Here is a 20,531-nt window from a genome sequence, read left to right as displayed (position 1 = left end):
CATGGCCTACGCCATCGCTGCCTACCTGCACTTCCTGGCGATCTTCCTGCTGTTCGGCCTGCTGCTGCTCGAGCACCAGCTGTTTCGCCTGCCGCTGACCTTCGAACGCGCCCGCAGCCTGTTCCGCACCGACATTCTCTTCGGCCTGGCCGCCGGGCTGGTGCTGGCCAGCGGCGCGGCACGGGCGATCCTCTACGGCAAGGGCCTGGACTACTACCTGCGCAACAGCCTGTTCCACGCCAAGGTCGGCCTGTTCGTCGCCGTGGCGCTGTTGTCGATCTACCCGACGCTGACCTTCCTGCGCTGGCGCGCCGCCCTGGCCGAGGGCCGCGCGCCGCAGGTCAGCGCCGCGCGCGCGCGCTGGGTGCGCCTGGTCATCCGCCTGGAGCTGCTGGCACTGCTGGCCATTCCGCTGCTGGCGGTGCTGATGGCGCGCGGTTTCGGCGTGATGCCCGGCTGACCGCGGGCCCGACCTCAGGGGGTGAGGTAGGACGAGCGCGTCAGGCCCAGGCGCAGCGCATCGACATACTGGGTGCGCTCCCGGGCGCTGAGCCGGGCGCTGGCGACCTTGTCGCGGTAGTAGGTCATCAGCTCCTCGGGCGACAGGTGCACGTAGCGCAGCATGTCCTCGATGGTGTCGTGGGTCTCGATGCCGGCGTGGTAGTAGCTGCCATCCTCGCGCTGGTAGACGTTCACCGAGTCGGTGTCGCCGAACAGGTTGTGCATGTCGCCGAGGATCTCCTGGTAGGCACCGACCAGGAACACGCCGAGGAAATACTCCTCGCCGGGCCTGACCTCGTGCACCGGCATGCTGCTCTCGATGCTCTGCTCGTCGACGTAGTGCTTGATCTTGCCGTCCGAGTCGCAGGTCAGGTCCTGCAGCACGGCGCGCCGCACCGGCTCCTCGTCCAGGCGCTGCAGCGGCACGATCGGCAGGATCTGGTCGATGGCCCAGGTATCCGGCAGGCTCTGGAACACCGAGAAGTTGCAGATGTACTTGTCGGCCAGCTTGTCGTTGAGCTCGTCGAGCACCGCGCGATGCGAGCGCTGGCGCGCCTTGAGCTGGTTGTACAGGCGGCGGCAGATGGCGAAGTAGCTCTGCTCGGCGAGCGCCTTCTGCGCCAGGGTCAGCTTGCCGGAGGCGTACTGCGCACCGGCCTCGCTCATGTAGTGGGTGGCGCGCCAGTAGGTCTCGGTGACCATCTCCGGATCGCTCGGGCCGAGCAGGTCGGCCAGCGACTGGACGATATCCGGTAGCTCGTCGTAGTTGTCGACCTGCGGCACCTCGTCGTTGTGCCGCTCGATGTCGGTCACCTGCATCACCAGCACCGCGTGGTGCGCAGTCATGGCGCGACCGCTCTCGGAGAAGATGTTCGGATGCGGCAGCCCCTGGCGGTCGCAGAACTCCTTGAGCATGCCGACCACCGTGCCGGCGTATTCGTCGATGTCGTAGTTGATCGAGCTGGCGTTGCGCGAGTGAGTACCGTCGTAGTCCACGCCCAGGCCGCCGCCGACGTCGATGAAATCGACCGGCAGGCCCAGCGCGCGCAGCTCGGCGTAGTAGCGAATCGCCTCGCGGAAGCCCTGCCGGTAGTCGGCCAGGTTGGCGATCTGCGAGCCCATGTGGAAGTGCAGCAGACGGATGCCCTGGTCGATGCCGGCGACACGGAAGCGCTCGATCACCGACAGCAGCTGCGCGGCCGAGAGACCGAACTTGGAGCGCTCGCCGCCGGTATCGGCCCACTTGGAGGAAGCCAGCGACGACAACCGCACGCGCAGCCCCACCTGCGGCATGAGCTTGAGTTCGGCGGCCTCCTCGATCACCAGATCGACCTCCGACTCCTTCTCGATGACGATGAACACGCTGTGGCCGAGTTTCTGCCCCATCAGCGCGAGGCGGATGAACTCGCGGTCCTTGTAGCCGTTGCAGACGATGGTGCCGCCCTTGGGCGCCAGCGCCAGCACGGCCATCAGCTCGGGCTTGGAGCCCGCCTCCAGGCCGATCGAGACGTTCTGCGTGGCGATGATGTTCTCCACCACCGCCTCCTGCTGGTTGACCTTGATCGGATACAGCGCGGTATAGCGGCCGGCGTATTCGAGCCGCTCGATGTTCGCGTCGAAGGCGCCGGTCAGCCGCCGCACGCGGTTCTGCAGGATGTCCGGGAAGCGCACCAGCAGCGGCAGCGACAGCCCTGCCTCACGCAACTGCTCGATCAGCCCGCTGAACTCGATCGGCGCGCCATCGGGGCCCTGCGGCCGCACCTCGACCTGGCCCTGATCGTTGATCGCGAAATAGCCGGCGCCCCAGTGGCGAATGCCGTAGACGCTGCGGCTGTCCGCCGCGGTCCACTGGCTGCCGTCATCTTTGCGCGTGCGTCGTACAGGCATCTGGGCCTCCATGAAAACTCCGGGGAGCGTCGCGTGCGACGCGATTCATCGGTTTGACCGCCGGCGGCGCCGAATGCGCGGCGACGGTAAAAATGCCTGCCGAAAAGCCTATCAGCCGCCGGACTTCTTCGCCTTGAACCCGCGCCTGGCGAGTTCGTCGAGCAGCAACTGGACATGGTCACCCTGGATCTCGATCACGCCTTCCTTGAGCGCGCCACCGGTACCGCAGCGACGCTTCAGCGCGCTGGCCAGCTCCTTGAGCTCGGCCTCGGCCAGCGGCACACCGCTGATGGTGGTGACCGTCTTGCCGCCGCGCCCCTTGCTCTCGCGGCGCACCCGGGCGATGCCGTCGCCTTCCGGGATGCGCGCCTGGTTGCAGCTGCAGGCGCCGACCGGCTGGCCGCAGTCGGGGCAATGGCGACCGGCGTCGGTGGAATAGACCAGGCCGCCAAGGCCGGCCAGGGAGGTGGTTTTCTTCGCCACGCAAATGACCTCATCGAAAGACGGCGGCCCGCATGCGCGGGCCGTGTCGGCAAATCTACCAGTATCCGCTCCAGCCTCGAAGCGCACGGCCGCCGGGCTGCGGCCGCAGCGCGCCTCAAGCCAGTCGCGTGGCCGGCGCGTAGGGAGCCGGATCGATCGTCGGCGCCTGGCCCAGCATCAGGTCGACCAGCAGTCGGCAGGAGGCCGGCGCCAGTACCAGCCCGTTGCGGAAGTGGCCGCAGTTGAGCCAGAGCCCCTCGACGCCGGGGGCCGCGCCAATGTAGGGAATGCCGTCGGGGGAGCCCGGACGCAGCCCCGCCCAGTGCTTGACCACCTGGGCGTCGGCCAGCGCCGGCAGCAGTTGCTCGGCGGTCTTCTTCAAGCTCGCCAGCGCATCGGCGGTAGGCTGCTTGTCGAAGCCGACATCTTCCAGCGTGCTACCCACCAGGATGTGCCCATCCTTGCGCGGGATGGCATAGCGCCGCTTGGCCAGCACCATGCTCGGCAGGAAGTCTTCGGCGCACTTGTAGAGGATCATCTGCCCCTTCATCGGCTTGACCGGCAGCGCGAGATCCAGCGTTGCCAGCAGCTCGGCGCTCCAGGCACCGGCCGCGACCACGACCTGATCGGCACGCTGCTCGCCCTGGCTGGTGCGCACCCCGACCACCCGCGAACCCTCGAGCAGGAAGCCGGTCGCCTGGCAGTTCTCCAGCAGGCGTACGTTGGGCAACGCCAGCAGCGCGGCGTGCAATGCCTGCAGCAGGCGCGGATTGCGCACGTTGGCGACGTCCGGCATGTATACCGCGCGGGAGAACCCGGCCCCGAGCGCCGGCACCGCTCGATGGACCTCGTCCATCGGCACGGCCAGCAACTCCCGCCCATGCTGCCTGGCCCAGGCAAGCGCCTGGTCCTGGTCGTCCAGGTCCAGCCAGTAGAGCCCGGTGCGATGGACCTCCGGGTCCACCCCGGTCTGCTCCCGCAACTGTTCGCCGAGCTGCGGATAGAAGTCTTGCGACCAATGCGCCAGCGCCGTCACCGCCTCGCTGTAGCGCCAGGGGTACAGCGGCGAAACGATGCCACCACCGGCCCAGGAGGCTTCGCGGCCGGTGCTGCCAGACTCCAGCAGCACGACATCGCTGCCGGCCTGGGCCAGGCGATAGGCAGACAGCATTCCGATCACACCCGCGCCGACAATTACGCTCTGCATTCTTCCCCCAATGAAAACGGGCCACAAAAAGTGGCCCGTTATACAACAGCATCAAGCCCTCACCAACAATCGGCGACATCCTTGCCGTCATTACCATCCAGTGCGCGCTCACCTGCATGGGTAATTTCGAAGTTACCGCATGGATCGGACGCCATGGACCCGGCACGAGTGGCGCGCAGGGTGAAGCTGGTGGCCGTCGCCTCCACCACCCCGACCTGGTAGTTGACCGCACCGCTGGCGGGCACATCGACCTGGAACACCGCCGGAGCATCGCCATCGGCATCGACATAGCTGTTGTTCGCCGAGTAGAAGCGCTCCAGTGCCTGCGCGCCGCTCAGCAACGCAGCCTTGGCTTCGGCGCGCTTGCCCTTGCGGACGGACTCGGTGTAACTGGGGTAGGCGATGGCGGCCAGGATGCCGACGATTGCGACCACCACCATCAACTCGATCAAGGTAAATCCCTGCTGGCGCTTCATTTGATTTGTCTCCACGACATACGGCCTGGCCTGCCGCCACTGCTTGAAAGATCGAACTGATCGATGTCACCGGACAGGCCGGAGCTGTAACCGTAGTCGACGCCGTCGCCGAACAGGTTACCCGGGGCGTCCAGCGTACCGTCCGAAAGCTTGAACCCGCTTGGCGTGCACTGCGCACCGCCACAGCTGACCACGTCGGTCGAGTCGAAGTAGCGGTCGTTGTTCACATCGAACAAGCTTTCGGCCAGCCGTCCTCCGCTAAGCACATCGACACCCAGCAACCAGCTTTCACCCCCCGAAAGACAGGGGTCGCTACTCGGGATGAAAGTGGTGAACAGGACACGGTCCTTGGACAGCGAAGGCGTTGCCACCACTCGCTCGCCATCCAGCGCCGTGCTGCCGAGCCGCAGGTTGATATACCAGCCAAGATGGGTCGACCAATCGATCGCATTCTGACTCAGTACCCTGTAGTCCTGACCGCTGGAGGTCGCCTCGTTGACAAGCGTCTGCTCCAGCAGCCGCAGCTTGGACACCTCGTTGTTCCCGGAAAGGTCACGATCCCAGATGCCGTAGATGGTCTGCAGTTCGGTGTTCAGCTTGTCACCAGACACCAGGTACTGCCCGGTCCCGAACACCACCAGCCGCCCGCCTTCGGGATGCTGCCGGACCCGCACCTTGGCTGTTATCGGCTGACGGGCAGTGGAGTTGCGCGCCTTGAACAGTAGGCTGCTCGACCATTGGTTGGTGTTGCTGGAGCTCAGGTCGAACTTCCAGAGGTTGCCGAGCAGATCGCCCGCGTAGACATGTGTGACACGCCGGTTGGCATCATAGAACGCCGTGGCGGTGGAAAGCCCATTGGCGGCAACGCTGCCGTCGGGATCGGTGACAGCGAACGTCTTGATCACTTCGCCGGTGATCGAATCGACCACATAGAGCACTGCCCGGCCGGCATTGCTGTCGTAGCCGTTGCCGAAGATGGTGACATAGCGATCGCCCTGGCCGATCAGCACGCGGGCCACGGTGGGCTCGCCGAACTGATAGCCGAGGTCATTCCACTGATTGGTCGACAGGTTCGTGTCCGGGGCGGTGCGCTCCCACTTGATGTCGGTCGCATCGAACTCCCGGTCCGTCATGTCGAGGGCGAAGATACCGCGGCCACCATAGCCCAGCGCACCGACCAAATAGGTTTTCCAGCCGTTGTCGTATAGATCGCCCAGACCGAAGGAGCCATCGACGTAGAACTGGTGGCTGTAGTCCGACTCGGTGAGCGCCATAAGGCCGGGGGTAGCGCCGGGGCTGATGGTGCGCTTACGGAACACGCTGGCCGGAACATAGGCGAAGGATTCCACCCCCGTCGCGGCATCGAAGCCGTGCAGCATGCCGTCGTTGGCCCCCACCACGAGGAAGGCGTCCCGATCGGCCTTGCCCTCGACGTAAGCCAGATAGCTGTCGGCCGGCTCGTTGCTGTTGGTGGCATCGTTAGGCACGTTGTAGCCGTTGTTCTGCTGGCCGACGAACACCGGGTCCGAGTTGACGATATCGCCAAGCAACGAGCTGCGGTTGCGAAGACGCTGGTCGGCATAAGGCGCTACAAGCGCGACGCCATCGCTGCCGCCTCTCAACCAGCTGAGCCGCTTCAGCGCGTTGGTGTTGTCCGCCTCTCCGGTCTTGGTCAGGCTGGCCTGTTGCGCAGCATTGAGATTGCTCCAGGTCAGCGACTGCCCACGACTGCCGGTGAAGCCGGCATCGTCGTTATAGGTGAAGATGCGCCGCTCGGCAGGGGCCGGAAAGGTGCCGCTGTTCGAAGTGCGCCAGGCAACGCTGCCGATCGTCCCGTCCATGTTGACCCGATAGGCAAGCACTTCGCCGGTCCACTCGGTGCTGTTGTAGCGTGCCTGGTAGATGAGCGCACCTTCCTGGATACGCTTGGTATTGGCCGATACCGCGGAAGCGGAACTGATCTGCTGGCGGATGGACTGCAAGGCGCTGTTCAGCGCATTGGTCAACTGATTCGAGTCGTTCGCGGTGTAGTAGGCACCATGACCGTACTCGGCAGCGTCCTCGAGCATCTGGTTGTCGACGGCAAAGCCAACCGTGTAGGTATTCAGGTTCTGCTTTGTATACGAACTGTCATTGAAGCTCTTGCCCGACAGATCGGTGCCGCTCTTGATCAGGTCGACGTCATAGGCAAACTTGGCGATATCGTCCAGATAGAAGGTGCTTCCCTCTCCCGTACCAGACAAGGTTCCGTCGGAATACGGCTGGCCGCTAGGCTCGTTCCTGCCATCCCAGTCCGGGAGGTTGTTTGCCCCATCCACATCGGGATTGTCTCGATCCGGGTCGTCACTGGGGAACGACGCGTCATGCGTCGGCAAGCCGTCGGTGAGAATCACGCCGAAGTTCTTCTGGCACCGGTACTGTACGGGGCTGGTGTAAGCGTCGGTACCAGCTCCCTGGTAACGGCTGAGACCGCGGAAGTAACGGGTCACTTCGTAGTAGCTTTCGGCCAGCGGTGTGTTTGCACTCGGCTGCAGTTGATCGATACCGGCGATCAGGCTGGTGTAGTTCTGGTCCGCCTGTGCCTGGGTGACGCCCTGGGCAGAGGACAGCGCCAGCACCGGGTTCAGAATGCTTCCACCCGGGCCGGCGTTGGACGGCGTCGCGGCATTGTAGGCGGACAAGCCGATGCGCATGCCCCGATTCGCCGACACGATCGCCTTGGCCGCATCACGGGCAACCGCCATTCGGTATTCGCTGGGCAATACGCTACGCAGGTCGTTGCCGCTATTACCATCGGCCGTGTAGGTATTGTAGATATATGCCAGATACTTCGATGTATAGCGCGTATCGCCATTACCTGCCGGGTCTGGCAGGGCATAACATCGGCGGCCAGTACCATCAGTGGACGCATACAGCGCCTTATAGCCGGCATCACAGTTCCAGTTGACCATCGTGGAGAGTGAGATATTGCCATCCTCTATCCCGCCCCCCCAGTAAAATTGGCCGCCCCGCGAGTAAATATAATAAGGCGGGGCAAAGTTGCTTGCCTCCACCCCTAGGGGCGGAATGGCGTTGTACATACTGCCCGAGTTGTCCACCAACAACATGACATTGGGTGGGACGCTTCCGGAAATGGAAAGCGGCTCGTTTGGAAAAGGCCCGAGCGCATATACCGGCGAGGCCAGGTAAAGAGTAAACGCTGCCCCTAAAGCCGAAGCTCTATATTTGTCCATATGCATCCTTAACGACTCACTGTCGACTGCAATACCACCACAGCATCACCCGAACCGCCCCCTGCACGCGCCGTCACCCGGTAGGAATTGACGACCGGAACTTCACCTTCATCGCTCGGCGTGAAGGTCTGGGTCGTGAGCCATTCGATGGTATATCTGGGCGCAGCTTGTACCCCGGCATAACTGTCGGAAACCTGCTGGGAACGTTCGGTCCACGGGTAGTTATTGTCGATAGGCCGAACCCCCGTGTAATCGGGACTGATCAATCCACTGGTGCCAGCAGCGGAGAACAACACCCCGGCCTGGCGCAGGTGGTCCTCACCGACCCGCAGGGCCGCTTCGGCAGCCTGGAATGCGAGGTTCCTGTCTCGCTCGTTGCCTGCCATCCGCTCCTGAAGCGTGGAATCCTGAATCGAGGCAACTCCGATCATCGTCAGTATCAGCAGGAACACCAGGCTGATGATCAACGCCGAGCCGTTCTGCACGTTTTTTCGCATGACTCTCACCGAACTCGATTACGGATAGCCACGACGCTGCCGAACGTCTGCCGGAGACGGCCATCGGCGGCGACTGCGGCGCCATTGAAGTTGATCGATTGCACCGCACCACCACTCTTTGCCACGACGTTGTCGTCCGTACTGTTCAACAGAAGGCGGAAGCGCACGCTCACCACCCTCGACCAGTCCGCCACGTTATTGGCCGTGCGGTATTCGTTGGCGATCGGGTTATTGCCCGTCTTGATGCCGTATTCCACCTGGAAGTCCTCGACGCCATCCACCAACTCGGCAGGATTGGCGCTGGTATCGGATCGATTGGCGAAGCGCCGCTGCATCCACAGCGCCCTGACCGGTGTTCCGTCGTTCGAAAGTCGTGCTGTATCCCTCACGAAGAACGCGATCTCTTCGAAGGCCATGACCTCGGCATCCGTACCGTACGCCTTGCTCAAGCGATTGCTGGTGTTCATGTTGTTGGCATGGGCCACGGTAGTTTTCCCGCCTGGCGCGGAAACGCTGGTCGCACGAAAGATGTCGGCCGATACGCAATCCGCGATGAACAAGGTATCGCCTGCCTCGAGCCCCAGCCGATTGTCCACGACCTGAATATTGGCGTTGTCGACGGCCATGTTGCCGGTCAACTGCAGGCCGAGGTTCGAGGCCTTGCGGATGGTCAGCACATCCGTCCCGACACTTGCGTTCCAGGCATTGCCGGACGCTACGTTGTTTGCCCCGCCCATGATCGCCCCCAGCGGATTCGTGGCATCCAGCGGAGGAGGCGAGGCGATGACATTAATGTCGATCTCTTCAATGTTGCCGCACCCCATGTAGCCTGCCATCCGGCTTTCGGCAGCCAGCAGGCCGACGGCAAATCGCCCATTCTCCTGCAGCCGCGACATTGCATCCTGAACCCGGTAGGTGGTCTTGCTCGACAGGAACATTTGCATGACCGCAGCCCCGATCACCAGACTCAGGACGAGTGCCACCATGAGCTCGACCAGACTCAGGCCCTTGCTCCGCTTGAAATTCACAGGCAGTCCCTCTCGCAGAGCCGGGTTGTAAAGACGAACTGCTGCGCCGCCTCGCCCCCCGACTTGGTCTCGTCCCATTGCACGGTTATCGAATAAACATCACCGTTCTTGCTCACGCTTCCATTACCGGCCGGCAACTGGGTCGCCATCGCGGTTTTCCATTCCCGCAGGTCCGTATCAGCGATACCACTACCGGTCGGTGCACTGTCGGTCAGGCCGATCGTATAACTGCCTGCCAGCGCAGCTGGTGCATTGGCGCGCATACGATCGGCAATGTCGTAAGCCAGAAAAGTCGCGTGCGAGCGAAAGGCTGCTGTCTGGTTGAACTGAAGAGCGTTCAGCTGAAGTCCTATCATGCCGAGAATCCCGACTCCCAATATCAGCATCGAAACGAGAACTTCGATAAGTCCGAAGCCTCCCATTCTCCTTTTCATTTATTGGCACTCCTTTCGCGAAATCGCTGCTCTTCCCGTTGCATTGACACTGACTATTCGCTCGTAGCGACATTCTAGATTCGGGATCGTATAGGCGAAGTTCACGACCGTGCCTGCAGCAATGTTGTCCAGCCGCCCTTGGCCATTGAATACAACTTCACTCGCGGCCGACGTCAGGCTTGCATTTCCGTCGAGTCCCGGAAAGACCCTTATCAACTCACCATCATCAAGCGTGGCATTGGCATTGGCATCCGCCCAGATGCGCCAGCCGGCGTGCCAGTTCCCATTATTCGAGGACGTGACCCTGACCTGGCCGCCCCGCTTGACCGACTCGCTCCGGGCCAGATTGAGTGCGTTGAGCAAGAGTCCCGCCTGGGTCTGCGCACGATTCTGGCGAACCAGGTTGCCGAACCCCGGCACAGCAATACTCAATACGATTGCCAGAATGGCAACCGTCACCATTAATTCGGTCAACGTGAATCCAAGACTTCGCCGCATGCAAACCTTCCCCTTGAGATGCGCTGACAGTATTCTCTGGTCCGTTTGGATATTCATTCCGAGGCAGATGGTCGGAGGCGAAAGCCAGACGACTGGCACTCGTCCGCCAGACCAACAGACAGGCAGGAAGCCATGCTTACATCAAAGGGACTTAGTCTCGTAGAGTTACTTGTCACACTTTCGATAATTAGCATTCTTTCCATGATTGCTGTCCCCGGCATGGGCAGGCTGAGGCAGGACCAGCAACTTTCCAACTCCCTTTCCACGCTACGTGGAGCCCTGGCCTATGCAAGGCAGGAAGCGATCCGCACCGGTGGCAGCGTGTCGATCGCACCGAAGCAGAGTCGCTGGCAAAATGGATGGCGGGTCTTCCTCGACAGCAACCACGACGGCATCCTGCAAGCGCAGGAGCGAGTGCTGAGGGATGCGGCACCGGTGGGAAACGGATTGTCCCTTACCGGCAACACCCCTGTGCAGAGCTACATCCGCTATACCCCTAGCGGCAGGGCCACCCTGGTCAACGGCGCCTACCAGATGGGCACGCTGGCGCTCTGCCAGAACGATGGCGGCAAGGGCTACAAGCTGCGCCTGAACAATGCGGGGCGGATCTCCGCGGTTGCCGTCAGCGGTTGCGAGGCCTTCTAGACCGCCTTGACCCGCAACTCCTTCGGCATCGAGAAGGTAACGTTCTCCGAGCGGCCGTCCAGTTCGGCGATGCCGGTCGCCCCCCACTGGTTGAGCCGCTCGATCACGCCGCGCACCAGCACCTCCGGAGCCGAGGCACCGGCGGTGATGCCGATGCGCTCGACCTTCGCGAACCACTGCTGCTGGAGATCCTCGGCGCCGTCGATCAGGTAGGCCGGCGTACCCATGCGCTCGGCCAGTTCGCGCAGGCGGTTGGAGTTGGAGCTGTTGGGGCTGCCGACCACCAGCACCACGTCGCACTCGACGGCCAGCTGCTTGACCGCGTCCTGGCGGTTCTGCGTGGCGTAGCAGATATCGTCCTTGCGCGGCCCGCCGATGCTCGGGAACTTGCTGCGCAGCGCGTCGATGACCCGGCTGGTATCGTCCATCGACAGCGTGGTCTGGGTAACGAACGCCAGCGCCTCGGGATTGCGCACCTGCAGCCGCTCGACGTCCGCCTCGTCCTCGACCAGGTAGATCGCACCGCCGTTGCGCGCGTCGTACTGGCCCATGGTGCCCTCGACCTCGGGGTGTCCCTGGTGGCCGATCAGGATGCACTCACGTCCTTCACGGCTGTACTTGGCCACCTCCAGATGCACCTTGGTGACCAGTGGACAGGTCGCGTCGAAGACCTTCAACCCGCGTCGATCCGCCTCCTGGCGCACCGCCTGCGACACGCCGTGGGCACTGAAGATGACGATCGCATCGTCCGGCACCTGGTCCAGCTCCTCGACGAAGATCGCGCCACGGGCACGCAGGTCCTCGACCACGAACTTGTTGTGCACCACCTCGTGACGCACGTAGATCGGCGGGTCGAATACTTCCAGGGCGCGGTTGACGATTTCGATGGCGCGATCGACGCCGGCGCAGAAGCCGCGGGGATTGGCGAGTTTGATTTGCATGGTCGTCTCGGCGCGCACAGGCGTAGTTAGAGGGGCGGTTCTGCCGTCGATGGCATCAGGCCGGCTTGACCTCGAAGATCTCGACTTCGAAAGACAGTGCCTTGCCTGCCAGCGGATGGTTGAAATCCACGGTCACCTGGCGTTCGTCGAATGCCTTGACCACGCCGGGCAGCTCGGTGTTCGCCGCATCGTTGAAGATGACCAGCAGGCCTTCGGAGAGCTCCATGCCCTCGAACTGGCCACGCGGCATCACCTGGATGTTCTGCGGGTTGTGCTGGCCGAAGCCCTGCTCGGGCTCGATGCGGAACTGGCGCCGGTCGCCGGCCTTGAGGCCGTAAAGCTGCTGCTCGAAGCCCGGCAGGAGGTTGCCGTCACCGACCTTGAAGGTGGCCGGCTTCTTGTCGAACGTGCTGTCGACCACCTCGCCGTTTTCCAGGCTGAGCGCGAAATGCAGGGTGACTTCGGAGTCGGGCCCGATGCGCTGTTCAGTCATGTTGCGGATTCTCCGGTCTTGTTGCCCTTGAACATGTCCAGCGCCAGCATGATGGCGCCGACGGTAATCGCGCTGTCGGCGATGTTGAATGCCGGGAAGTACCAGCGGTTCTGCCAGTGGACCAGGATGAAGTCCACCACGTGCCCCAGCACGACGCGGTCGTAGAGATTGCCCAGCGCGCCGCCCAGCACCAGCGCCAGGGCGATGGCCAGCCAGGTCTCGCCGGGCTTGAGCCGCTTGAGCCAGACCACCAGCACGCCACTGACGCCGATGGCGATCGCCGCGAACAGCCAGCGCTGCCAGCCGCCGTGGTCGGCCAGGAAGCTGAACGCCGCACCGGTGTTGTAGGCCAGGGTCCAGGCGAAGTAGTCGGGAATGACATCGACCTTCTGGTACAGGCTGAAATTGGCCTCGAACCAGTGCTTGGTCGCCTGGTCGAGGGCAATCACCAGCACGCTGAGCCAGAGCCAGGCGAGCTTGCCGAAACGCGCGGTCATGCCGAGGCCTCCGCTGGAACACCGCGCGGCAGCGCGGGTGCTCGCTCGGCAAACGCGAACCCGGCATCGGGATGGTGGGCCGAAGCCCACCCTACGACCGTCCGCAAGGGGTCACGCATAGTGACGGACCTCGCCGGCGCCTTCGATGTTCTCCACGCAGCGGCCGCAGATTTCCGGGTGTTCGGCATGGCTGCCCACGTCCGGCAGGTGGTGCCAGCAACGACCGCACTTGCTGTGCTCGGTCTTGCGCACCAGCAGCTTGAGCCCGGCCAGCTCGCTGTCGACTGCCTCGGCAGGCGCCTGGGCCAGCGGCGCGATCTGCACCGCCGAGGTGATCAGCACGAAGCGCAACTCGTTGCCCAGACGGGCCAGATCGGCCGCCAGCGATTCCTCGGCATACAGGGTGACCTCGGCCTGCAGGTTGCCGCCAATGGCCTTGGCGTTGCGCTGGTTCTCCAGTTCCTTGTTCACCGCGGCCTTGACCGCCATGACCTTGTCCCAGAACGGGCGACCCAGCTCGAAGCCGTCTGGCAGCTCGGCAAGCCCTTCGTACCAGGTATTGAGCATCACCGACTCGTTACGCTCGCCCGGCAGGTACTGCCAGATCTCTTCGGCGGTGAATGCCAGGATCGGTGCGATCCAGCGCACCAGCGCCTCGGCGATGTGGTACAGCGCAGTCTGGCAGGAACGTCGCGGCAGACTGTCGGCGCCCGTGGTGTACTGGCGGTCCTTGATGATGTCCAGATAGAAGCCGCCCAGCTCCTGCACACAGAAGTTGTGCACCTTCTGGTAGACATTCCAGAACTTGTAGGTGGTGTAGGCCTCCTCGATCTCGCGCTGCAGCAGCAGCGCACGGTCGATGGCCCAGCGATCCAGCGCGATCAGCTGATCGTTCGGCACCATGTGCTGCGCCGGGTCGAAACCGTCGAGGTTCGAGAGCAGGAAGCGCGCGGTGTTGCGGATACGCCGGTAGGCATCGGCGCTGCGCTGCAGGATCTGCTTGGAAACCGCCATCTCGCCGGAATAGTCGGTCGCCGAGACCCACAGGCGCAGGATGTCGGCGCCCATGCTGTCGGTGATTTCCTGCGGCGCGATGACGTTGCCGAGGGATTTGGACATCTTGCGACCGTTCTCGTCCACGGTGAAGCCATGGGTGAGCAAGCCGCGGTACGGCGCATGACCGTCGATGGCGGCGCCGGTCAAGAGCGAGGAATGGAACCAGCCGCGATGCTGGTCGGAGCCTTCCAGATACAGATCGGCACGCGGGCCCTGCTCGTGGCCCATGGGGTGCGAGCCGCGCATCACGTGCCAGTGGGTGGTGCCGGAATCGAACCAGACGTCCAAGGTATCGGTGATCTTCTCGTACTGCGCCGCTTCGTCGCCGAGCAGCTCGGCCGCGTCCAGCTTCGACCAGGCCTCGATACCGCCCTGTTCCACACGCAGGGCCACCTGCTCCATCAGCTCGACAGTACGCGGGTGCAGCTCGCCGCTTTCCTTGTGCAGGAAGAACGGAATCGGCACACCCCAGGTCCGCTGGCGCGAGATACACCAGTCCGGACGTCCGGCAATCATGCCGTGCAGGCGCGCCTGCCCCCAGCCCGGGACGAATTCGGTCTGTTCGATGGCGTCCAGCGCACGGCGGCGCAGCGAACTGCCGTCGTGGGCGACCTTGTCCATGCCGACGAACCACTGCGCCGTGGCGCGGTAGATCAGCGGCGTCTTGTGCCGCCAGCAGTGCATGTAGCTGTGCTGGATCGACTCATGCTTGAGCAGCGCGCCAACCTCGGCGAGCTTCTCGACGATGGCCGGGTTGGCCTTCCAGATGAACTGGCCGCCGAAGAACGGCAGGTCCGAGACATAGACGCCATTGCTCTGCACCGGGCCGAGAATGTCGTCATTCTCCATGCCGTAGTGCTTGCAGGAGCGGAAGTCGTCCTCGCCGTATGCGGGCGCCGAATGGACGATACCGGTACCGGCACCGGTTTCCACGTAGTCGGCCAGGTAGACCGGAGCGAAGCGCTCGTAGAACGGATGACGGAAGCGGATCAGCTCCAGCGCCTTGCCTTCGCAACGGGCGATGATTTCACCGGCCAGGCCATAGCGCTGCAGGCTGGACTCGACCAGCTCTTCGGCCAGCACCAGCAGGCGCTCGCCGGTGTCCACCAGCGCATAGACGAACTCGGGATGCACGTTCAGCGCCTGGTTGGCCGGAATGGTCCAGGGCGTGGTGGTCCAGATGACGATGCTGGCAGGCTTGGCCAGGCTGGCCAGGCCGAACGCGGCGGCCAGCTTGTCGGCGTCCTCGACTTCGAAGGCGACGTCGATGGCATCGGACTTCTTGTCCTGATACTCCACCTCGGCCTCTGCCAGCGCCGAACCGCAGTCGAAGCACCAGTTCACCGGCTTCAGGCCCTTGAAGACGAAACCACCCTCGACCAGCTTGGCCAGGGCGCGGATCTCACCGGCCTCGTTGGCGAAGTCCATGGTCTTGTACGGGTTGTCCCAGTCGCCCAGCACGCCGAGGCGAATGAAGTCGGCCTTCTGCCCCTCGATCTGCTCGGCGGCGTAGGCGCGGCAGCGCTCGCGGGTCAGGTCCGCCGGCTGGTTCTTGCCGAAGGTGGTCTCGACCTTGTGCTCGATGGGCAAGCCATGGCAGTCCCAACCCGGTACGTAAGGTGCGTCGAACCCGGCGAGGGTACGCGAACGCACGATCATGTCCTTGATGACCTTGTTCACCGCATGGCCGATGTGGATGTTGCCGTTCGCGTACGGCGGACCATCGTGCAGGATGAACTTCGGGCGTCCCTCGCCGATCTGCCGCAGCTTCCGGTACAGGTCGATGCTGTTCCAGCGCTGCAGAATCTCCGGCTCGCGCTGTGGCAGACCGGCCTTCATCGGAAATGCCGTGGACGGCAGATTGAGGGTCGCTTTGTAATCGGTCATTTCAGTCCTGACTCGTCATGAGGGATGAAGCCCGCCAGTAATCTCGGGCCGCGGCGATGTCCGCATCGATCGCCGTCTTGAGCGCCTCCAGGGAGGCGAAACGCAACTCGTCGCGCAACTTGCGCCGGAAGACGACCTCGACCCGGCGGCCGTAGAGGTCGCCTTGGAAGTCCAGCAGGTGCACCTCCAGGTGCGGCCGACCATCGCTCTCGACCGTCGGACGCATGCCGATGTTGGCCACGCCCGGCCGCGATACGCCATCCAGTTCGACACTGACCAGGTACACCCCGCTCAGCGGCGTGGTGCGGCGCTTGAGCTGCACGTTGGCCGTCGGCGCACCGAGCTGGCGGCCGAGCTTCTGCCCATGCACCACCCGACCGCCGAGGCTGAACGCGCGGCCGAGCAGCGCCTGCGCCGCGTCAAGGTCGCCACGTGCCAGCACCTCGCGCAGCCGCGTGCTGCTGACCCGCTCGCCGTCCACCTCGATGGTGGTCGCGGCCTCCACCGTGAAGCCTTCGGCGGCACCGGCGCGGAGCAGAAAATCGAAGTCGCCGGCACGGTCGCAGCCGAAGCGGAAATCGTCACCGACCTCGAGGTGCCGCACACCCAGCCCTTCGACCAGCACGGCGTGGACGAACTCGGCGGCGCTGAGCTCGCGCAGGCGTCGATTGAAGGCCAGGCACAGCACCAGGTCGACACCCTGCTCCTCGAGCAGGCACAGCTTTTCGCGCAGCCGGGTCAGGCGGGGCGGCGCCTTGTCCGGCGAGAAGAACTCGCGCGGCTGCGGCTCGAAGATCACCACGCAACTGGGCAGTTGCAGCTCGGCCGCACGCTCGCGCAGGCGCGCCAGGATCGCCTGGTGGCCCCGGTGCACGCCGTCGAAATTGCCGATGGTAGCTACGCAGCCCCGATGCCGGGGGCGCAGGTTGTGAAGACCACGAACCAGCTGCATACCGCACTTCTTGCTTGAAAAGTGGCCGATTATACGCAGAGCCCGGCATCGCGGACAGGCTTCACCGCAGCCGGTGCGGATCAGTGGCGCAGATGCCGCGGCCGCAGCCCCAGGACGACCAGGCCGGCGAGATAGGCGAGCATGCCGCCGCACACCAGCAACGCCAGCTGCCAGGCCCGCTGCTGCCAGCCCCAGGCGAACCAGTCGCTCGACGCCGGATTGAGCCAGTAGACGAACCCGACCATTGCCGCACAACCGCCGGCCAGGCGCAGCCAGAACATCAGCCAGCCGCGTTCGGGCCGGTAGACGCCGATGCGGTACAAGCCCCAGAACAGCAGTCCGGCGTTGAGCAGCGAGGACATCGAGGTGGCCAGCGCCAGCCCCACGTGCTTGAGCGGCCAGATCAGCAGCAGGTTGAACACCATGTTCGCCACCATGCAGATGATCGCCACCCGCACCGGCGTCTTCAGGTCCTGCCGCGCGAAGAAGCCCGGAGCCAGCACCTTGATCAACATGAAGGCGAGCACGCCGAGGGAATAGGCTTCCAGCGCATTGGCCGACTGCACCACCGCCTGCTCGGTCATCGCCCCGTAGAAGAACAGGCCGGCGATCAGCGGCTCGGCGAGAATTCCCAGCGCCAGGGCTGCCGGAACCCCGACCAGGAGGACCATGCGCAGCGCCCAGTCCAGTGTCGCGGAGAACGCCTTGGGATCGTCGCCGGCATGCTGGCGCGACAGGCTCGGCAGGATCACCGTACCGATCGCGATGCCGAAGGCACCCAGCGGCAGCTCCGACAGGCGGTCGGCGTAGTACAGCCAGGACACGCTGCCCGTCTCGAGGAACGAGGCCAGCACCGTATCGAGCAACAGGTTGATCTGGCTCACCGAGACGCCGAACAACGCCGGCACCATGAGCAGCATGATTCGCCGCACACCCTCGTCGCCGAAGCGCACCCGCGGCCGCGGCAGCAACCCCAGGCGGGCGACATAGGGCAACTGGAAGCCGAACTGGGCGAAACCGGCGATGAACACGCCCCAGGCCAGCGCCATCACCGGCTCGTCGAAATACGGCGAGAGGAATACCGCCGAGCCGATCATGCAGACATTGAGCAGCACCGGCGTGAATCCCGGCACGGCGAAATAGCCATAGCTGTTGAGCACGCCCGAGGTGAAGGCGGTCAGCGAGATCAGCAGCAGATAGGGAAAGGTGATACGCAGCAGCTCGCCGGCGAGCGCCATCTTCGCCGGCTCGTCATGGAAGCCGGGCGCGAAGACCATCACCACGTAGGGCGCCGCCAGCACCCCGACCACGGTCAACGACGCCAGCACCAGGGCCAGCATGCCAGCCGTGCGATCGACCAGCTGCTTGACCTCGGCCAGCGAGCGCTTGGTGCGGTATTCGGAAAGCACCGGCACGAAGGCCTGGGCGAAGGCGCCCTCGGCGAACAGGCGACGCAGGAAGTTGGGGATCTTGAAGGCGATGAAGAAGGCGTCCGCCGCCGCCCCGGAGCCAAAATAGCTGGCCACCACCATGTCGCGCACCATGCCCAGCACCCGCGAGAGCAGCGTCATCACGCTGACCACGGCGCTGGAGCGCAACAGGCCACCCTTACCGGCTTTATCGGTCATTCGCTCGACCCGAAAGAATAGGAAGAAGACAGCGCAGGGTCCGGCCCGCGCAGCGCCATAGGACATACGAAGCGGGCGCGAGTTTAGCCCTGCGCCGCCCGTCCAGCCAGAGTCGTGACCACCACGCCGGAGGCTTGACAAGGGCCAGGAGGATCGGCATGATTCGCGGCCTTATTTGCTTTGCAACCCCCACGTTTTCGAGGAGTTCGACGGTGGCCAACAGCCCTTCCGCCAAAAAACGCGCAATTCAGGCTGAGAAGCGTCGCAGCCACAACGCCAGCTTGCGCTCCATGGTTCGCACATACATCAAGAATGTGGTCAAGGCCATCGATGCCAAGGACCTGGAGAAAGCCCAGGCCGCCTACACCGCAGCCGTACCGGTCATCGACCGCATGGCCGACAAGGGCATCATCCACAAGAACAAGGCCGCTCGTCACAAGAGCCGCCTGAACGGCCATATCAAGGCACTCGGCCAAGCCGCAGCCTGATCTGGCGTCGTTCTGAAGAAACCGGCCTCGAGCCGGTTTTTTCATGCCTGCGATTTACCCAGCGCCCTGCCTGCAAAGGCTACTGCGCCACCGGCCAGGGCAGGATCGGAATCGCCGTCACGGCATTCTGCGGACTGCCCTCGATCACCCGGTCGCTGTACACGAGATAGACCAGCGCATTGCGCGACTCGTCGAAGAAACGCACCACCTGCATGGTCTTGAACACCAGCGAGGTGCGCTCCCTGAACACCACCTCGCCATCCTCCAGCTTGCCCGCGAAACTGATCGGCCCGACCTGGCGGCAGGCGATCGAAGCCTCGGCGCGATCCTCGGCGAGCCCCAGCCCACCCTTGATGCCGCCCGTCTTGGCTCGCGACAGGTAGCAGGTCACGCCACGCACCTTCGGATCGTCGAAGGCTTCGACGACGATCTTGTGGTTCGGACCCAGCCACTTGAACACCGTGTCCACCGAGCCGATTTCCTCAGCCGCCAGCGATGTCGCCAGCGACATGCCCAGCCAGGCCAGCGCAAGCCGACGCATACTCACCTCACACCAGGATCATGTTGTCGCGATGGACCAGCTCGGGCTCATCGACATAGCCGAGCAACTTCTCGATCTCGTCCGACGGCCGCCCGATGATCCGCTGCGCCTCGGCCGCACTGTAGTTGACCAACCCTCGCGCCACCTCGCTGCCCTCCGGGCCGACACAGACCACCATCTCGCCACGGCGAAACCCACCTTCGACCGCGCGCACCCCCACCGGCAGCAGGCTGCCCCGACCCTGGCGCAGCGCCCGCACGGCGCCGGCATCCAGCGTCAGCGTGCCGCGGGTCTGCAGGTGCCCGGCCAGCCACTGCTTGCGCGCCGCATGACGACTGCACTCCGGCGCCAGCAGCGTACCCAGCCGCTCGCCGGACTTGAGCCGCGACAGCACCTGCTCGATGCGCCCGCCAACGATCACCGTATGCGCGCCGGAACGCGCCGCCAGGCGCGCCGCACGCAGCTTGGTCTGCATGCCGCCACGCCCCAGCGCGCCACCGGTACCCCCGGCGACGGCATCCAGCGACGGATCGTCGGCACGCGCCTCGCTGATCAGGTTGGCGTCCGGATTGGTCCGCGGATCGGCATCGAACATGCCATCGCGGTCGGTGAGGATCACCAGGAGATCGGCCTCCACCAGATTGGCCACCAGCGCGGCCAGGGTGTCGTTGTCGCCGAAGCGGATCTCATCGGTGACCACGGTGTCGTTCTCGTTGATGACCGGCACCACACCCAGATCGATGAGCGTGCGCAGGGTACTGCGCGCATTGAGGTAGCGCTTGCGATCGGATAGGTCGTCATGGGTGACGAGGATCTGCGCGGTCTGCTGCTCGCAGCGCGCAAAGCTCGACTCCCAGGCGCGGATGAGGCCCATCTGCCCCACCGCCGCCGCGGCCTGCAGCTCGTGCACCGCCTTCGGCCGCGCCGCCCAACCCAGGCGACTCATGCCGGCCGCGACCGCCCCGGAGGAAACCAGCACCAGCTCGACACCGGCCTGGCGCAGGGCGACCATCTGGTCCACCCATACCGCCATCGCCGCCTGGTCGAGCCCACGGCCGTCGGCCGTCAGCAAGGCGCTACCGATCTTCACTACCCAGCGCCGCGCGCCGCTCACCTTGTCCCGCATCGCTCATGTCTTCCCATAACGGCAAACATCCGG

General features: G+C 64.2%; 20 protein-coding genes. 3 read left to right on the top strand and 17 right to left on the bottom strand.

The features are described 5' to 3' along the window. Window position 1 precedes the first annotated feature (1 nt). Window positions 2-460, top strand: a complete 459-nt coding sequence (locus tag L3N39_RS06395) for a DUF2214 family protein (RefSeq protein ID WP_237256439.1) — start codon at window positions 2-4, stop codon at window positions 458-460. Between the two features lie 14 nt (window positions 461-474). Here L3N39_RS06395 and speA read toward each other — a convergent pair whose 3' ends face one another. The 9 genes from speA to L3N39_RS06350 form a co-directional block, all read right to left on the bottom strand. Then, on the bottom strand, window positions 475-2,388 hold the full coding sequence (gene speA, locus L3N39_RS06390) for an arginine decarboxylase (protein ID WP_237256438.1): 1,914 nt from the start codon (window positions 2,386-2,388) through the stop codon (window positions 475-477). A 111-nt stretch (window positions 2,389-2,499) separates the two neighbouring features. Then, entirely contained in the window at window positions 2,500-2,871 is a 372-nt protein-coding gene (locus L3N39_RS06385) for a translation initiation factor Sui1 (RefSeq protein WP_237256437.1), read from the bottom strand. A gap of 115 nt (window positions 2,872-2,986) precedes the next feature. Then, window positions 2,987-4,078, bottom strand: a complete 1,092-nt coding sequence (gene thiO, locus L3N39_RS06380) for a glycine oxidase ThiO (RefSeq protein WP_237256436.1) — start codon at window positions 4,076-4,078, stop codon at window positions 2,987-2,989. Window positions 4,079-4,137: 59 nt separating this feature from the next. Further along, a complete protein-coding gene (locus L3N39_RS06375) occupies window positions 4,138-4,554 on the bottom strand; it encodes a type IV pilin protein (protein ID WP_237256435.1) in 417 nt (138 codons plus the stop codon). After that, window positions 4,551-7,787 carry a pilus assembly protein gene (locus tag L3N39_RS06370; protein WP_237256434.1) on the bottom strand — a complete coding sequence of 1,079 codons (3,237 nt, stop codon included), beginning with the start codon at window positions 7,785-7,787 and terminating at the stop codon, window positions 4,551-4,553. Before L3N39_RS06370 ends, L3N39_RS06375 begins: the two co-directional genes overlap by 4 nt. Before the next feature lie 8 nt (window positions 7,788-7,795). Further along, entirely contained in the window at window positions 7,796-8,284 is a 489-nt protein-coding gene (locus L3N39_RS06365; RefSeq protein WP_237256433.1) for a pilus assembly PilX family protein, read from the bottom strand. A gap of 5 nt (window positions 8,285-8,289) precedes the next feature. Next, a complete protein-coding gene (locus L3N39_RS06360; protein ID WP_237256432.1) occupies window positions 8,290-9,312 on the bottom strand; it encodes a PilW family protein in 1,023 nt (340 codons plus the stop codon). Further along, complete coding sequence (pilV, locus tag L3N39_RS06355) at window positions 9,309-9,746, bottom strand: type IV pilus modification protein PilV (RefSeq protein WP_237256431.1); 438 nt, start codon at window positions 9,744-9,746, stop codon at window positions 9,309-9,311. Before pilV ends, L3N39_RS06360 begins: the two co-directional genes overlap by 4 nt. Further along, on the bottom strand, window positions 9,747-10,244 hold the full coding sequence (locus L3N39_RS06350) for a GspH/FimT family pseudopilin (protein ID WP_284691923.1): 498 nt from the start codon (window positions 10,242-10,244) through the stop codon (window positions 9,747-9,749). A gap of 132 nt (window positions 10,245-10,376) precedes the next feature. Between L3N39_RS06350 and L3N39_RS06345 the strand changes: the two genes are divergently transcribed. Next, window positions 10,377-10,889, top strand: a complete 513-nt coding sequence (locus tag L3N39_RS06345) for a GspH/FimT family pseudopilin (RefSeq protein ID WP_348983389.1) — start codon at window positions 10,377-10,379, stop codon at window positions 10,887-10,889. On the opposite strand, the gene ispH is transcribed toward L3N39_RS06345, so the two are convergent. The 6 genes from ispH to murJ form a co-directional block, all read right to left on the bottom strand. Continuing rightward, entirely contained in the window at window positions 10,886-11,830 is a 945-nt protein-coding gene (gene ispH, locus L3N39_RS06340; protein WP_237256428.1) for a 4-hydroxy-3-methylbut-2-enyl diphosphate reductase, read from the bottom strand. The genes L3N39_RS06345 and ispH overlap by 4 nt on opposite strands. Before the next feature lie 55 nt (window positions 11,831-11,885). Continuing rightward, window positions 11,886-12,323: an FKBP-type peptidyl-prolyl cis-trans isomerase gene (fkpB, locus tag L3N39_RS06335; RefSeq protein ID WP_237256427.1), complete on the bottom strand. Its 438-nt coding sequence runs from the start codon at window positions 12,321-12,323 to the stop codon at window positions 11,886-11,888. Then, on the bottom strand, window positions 12,320-12,820 hold the full coding sequence (gene lspA, locus L3N39_RS06330) for a signal peptidase II (RefSeq protein WP_237256426.1): 501 nt from the start codon (window positions 12,818-12,820) through the stop codon (window positions 12,320-12,322). The genes fkpB and lspA overlap by 4 nt, the downstream gene beginning before the upstream one ends. A 111-nt stretch (window positions 12,821-12,931) precedes the next feature. Next, window positions 12,932-15,763 (bottom strand): isoleucine--tRNA ligase, encoded by a 2,832-nt coding sequence (gene ileS, locus L3N39_RS06325; protein WP_237256425.1) that lies wholly within the window; start codon window positions 15,761-15,763, stop codon window positions 12,932-12,934. Window position 15,764: 1 nt separating this feature from the next. After that, window positions 15,765-16,715, bottom strand: coding sequence for a bifunctional riboflavin kinase/FAD synthetase (gene ribF, locus L3N39_RS06320; protein ID WP_237256424.1), 951 nt, complete (start codon window positions 16,713-16,715; stop codon window positions 15,765-15,767). An 80-nt stretch (window positions 16,716-16,795) separates the two neighbouring features. After that, the gene (murJ, locus tag L3N39_RS06315) at window positions 16,796-18,343 is read right to left on the bottom strand and encodes a murein biosynthesis integral membrane protein MurJ (protein ID WP_237256423.1); all 1,548 of its coding nucleotides are present in this window, start codon (window positions 18,341-18,343) and stop codon (window positions 16,796-16,798) included. Window positions 18,344-18,555: 212 nt separating this feature from the next. Here murJ and rpsT point away from each other — a divergent pair, with 212 nt between their 5' ends. Continuing rightward, a complete protein-coding gene (rpsT, locus tag L3N39_RS06310; RefSeq protein WP_237256591.1) occupies window positions 18,556-18,831 on the top strand; it encodes a 30S ribosomal protein S20 in 276 nt (91 codons plus the stop codon). Between the two features lie 79 nt (window positions 18,832-18,910). Here the strand turns inward: rpsT and L3N39_RS06305 are convergent, their stop codons facing one another. After that, window positions 18,911-19,372 carry a CreA family protein gene (locus L3N39_RS06305; protein ID WP_237256590.1) on the bottom strand — a complete coding sequence of 154 codons (462 nt, stop codon included), beginning with the start codon at window positions 19,370-19,372 and terminating at the stop codon, window positions 18,911-18,913. A 7-nt stretch (window positions 19,373-19,379) separates the two neighbouring features. Further along, complete coding sequence (gene proB / locus L3N39_RS06300) at window positions 19,380-20,498, bottom strand: glutamate 5-kinase (RefSeq protein WP_237256422.1); 1,119 nt, start codon at window positions 20,496-20,498, stop codon at window positions 19,380-19,382. Window positions 20,499-20,531 lie beyond the last annotated feature (33 nt).

Source organism: Pseudomonas oligotrophica (assembly GCF_021726475.1).
GTDB lineage: Bacteria > Pseudomonadota > Gammaproteobacteria > Pseudomonadales > Pseudomonadaceae > Stutzerimonas > Stutzerimonas oligotrophica.
The sequence above is the reverse complement of the archived record's forward strand: the minus strand, read 5'-3'. Positions and strand labels throughout refer to the sequence as shown.